Here is a 2,026-nt window from a genome sequence, read left to right on the forward strand (position 1 = left end):
AGCAGGTCCTGGAAACGTCCTTTGAGGGCATAGATCGACACGCGCGTGGTCCTGACGGCGAGGGCGGGGCGGCGACAGCCTAATGCATCGCAGCGGCTGCGCGCGCGGCCGAAGCAACGGCGCAGGTGTTCTGCACGGTCCGCACGCACCGCGCGCGCGGCTCCACGGCGAGGCGCACGCACCGTGTGCCGGCGCCGCCGCGCACGCGATCCGCAGGCCCGTTGGCCCGCCCGGCCGGGCGTCGGCGGGCCTCAGCGCCTACAATGGCGGCCCGTTCCGCTGCCCCCGCCCTGCCCCATGTCCTCCGATTTCCTGCCCGTGCGCCGGGCGCTGCTGTCCGTTTCCGACAAGACCGGCCTGATCGACCTGGCCCGCGCGCTGGCCGCGCGCAACGTCGAACTGCTGTCCACCGGCGGCACCGCCAAGGCGCTGCGCGAGGCCGGGCTGGCGGTGAAGGACGTGTCCGAACTGACCGGCTTCCCGGAAATGATGGACGGCCGGGTCAAGACCCTGCACCCGCTGGTGCACGGCGGCCTGCTCGGCCGCGCCGGCACCGACGATGCGGTGATGGCCGAGCACGGCATCGCCGCGATCGACCTGCTGGTGCTCAACCTGTATCCGTTCGAGGCGGTCACCGCCAAGGCCGACTGCACGCTCGCCGACGCGGTGGAGAACATCGACATCGGCGGCCCGGCAATGCTGCGCTCGGCGGCCAAGAACTTCGCCCGCGTGGCGGTGGCCACCGATCCGGCGCAGTACGCCGAACTGCTGGCCGAGCTGGAGGCCAACGACGGCCGGCTGTCGGCGGCCAAGCGCTTCGCCCTGTCGGTGGCCGCGTTCAACCGCGTCGCCCAGTACGACGCGGCGATCAGCAACTACCTGTCCGCGGTCACCGCCAGCGATGCCGCGGTGCCGACGCGCAGCGCGTTCCCGGCGCAGATGAACTCCAGCTTCGTCAAGGTGATGGAACTGCGCTACGGCGAGAATCCGCACCAGCAGGCCGCGTTCTACCGCGACCTCTTCCCCACGCCCGGCACCCTGGCCACCTTCACCCAGCTGCAGGGCAAGGAGCTGTCCTACAACAACATCGCCGACAGCGATGCGGCCTGGGAATGCGTGCGCCAGTTCGACGCGCCGGCCTGCGTCATCGTCAAGCACGCGAACCCGTGCGGCGTGGCGGTCGGCGCCGGCTGCGGCGACGCCTACGAACTGGCCTACGCCACCGACCCGACCAGCGCCTTCGGCGGCATCATCGCCTTCAACCGGCGCCTGGATGCGGCCACCGCGCAGGCGATCCTGGACCGCCAGTTCGTCGAAGTGCTGATCGCCCCCGACTACGACGACGCCGCGCTGGAGTACGCCAAGAAGAAGGCCAACGTGCGCGTGCTGCGCATCCCCGCCGGCGACGGCGCCTACGGCATCGACAGCAAGCGGGTCGGCTCCGGCATCCTGCTGCAGACCAGCGACGCGCACGTGGTGCCGCGCGATGCGCTGAAGGTGGTGACCCGGCTGGCGCCGACCGAGGCGCAATTCGCCGACCTGCTGTTCGCGTGGAAGGTGGCCAAGTACGTCAAATCCAACGCCATCGTCTACGCCAAGGACCACCGCACCATCGGCGTCGGCGCCGGGCAGATGAGCCGGGTGTACTCGGCGCGCATCGCCGGCATCAAGGCCACTGATGCCGGCCTGGCCGTGGAGGGCTCGGTGATGGCCTCCGATGCGTTCTTCCCGTTCCGCGACGGCATCGACGCCGCCGCCGCGGCCGGCATCAAGGCGGTGATCCAGCCGGGCGGTTCGATGCGCGACGCCGAGGTCATCGCCGCGGCCGACGAGCACGGCATCGCCATGGTGTTCACCGGCGTGCGCCACTTCCGGCACTGAGGTCTGCAGCGATGCGCCTGTCCGCTGTCGTGCCCCGTCCGCTCGCAATGCTGGCCGTGGTCGGCGCCCTCGTGCTGGGCGGTTGCACGCCGGCCGCGACACCCGCGCCCAGCGCCGCACCTGCGGCCGCGCCCACCAGCGCCGC

The 2,026-nt window shown here is 71.6% G+C and carries 1 protein-coding gene; it reads left to right on the forward strand.

Annotated elements, in window-relative coordinates:
* The first annotated feature begins 297 nt into the window (after window positions 1–297).
* Complete coding sequence (purH, locus tag D588_RS0114825; protein WP_017916541.1) at window positions 298–1,881, forward strand: bifunctional phosphoribosylaminoimidazolecarboxamide formyltransferase/IMP cyclohydrolase; 1,584 nt, start codon at window positions 298–300, stop codon at window positions 1,879–1,881.
* Window positions 1,882–2,026 lie beyond the last annotated feature (145 nt).

The sequence above is a fragment of the Xanthomonas sp. SHU 308 genome (assembly GCF_000364645.1).
GTDB lineage: Bacteria > Pseudomonadota > Gammaproteobacteria > Xanthomonadales > Xanthomonadaceae > Xanthomonas_A > Xanthomonas_A sontii.